The 238-nt window shown below is 63.4% G+C and carries 1 protein-coding gene; it reads right to left on the reverse strand.

Going from position 1 to position 238, the window contains the following annotated elements; all coding sequences use genetic code 11:
- On the reverse strand, positions 1 to 238 hold a 238-nt coding region (locus Q4563_RS22380; RefSeq protein ID WP_303606112.1), incomplete at both ends, for a hypothetical protein.

Raw genomic sequence — 238 nt, forward strand, 5'->3', positions numbered from 1 at the left:
GCTTCTGCCTCTGCACGTTTTTGCGCAGCATCTTCTTCAGCAGTCAGTGGCTTGGCCTTGACGCGAGCGGTAGCAACCGGCTTGCTGGGGCGTGCGGAACGATCATCACGGCGAGGCTGGGGTGCCGGCTCTGTTTTGGCTGCTGCAGGCTTGGCCTTGGCGGCAGCAGCGGCTTTGGCAGCCTTGGCAGCAGCCGCGGCTTTTTCGGCGGCAGCTTTTTCAGCAGCAGCCTTGGCAG

The organism is Gilvimarinus sp. 1_MG-2023 (assembly GCF_030548285.1).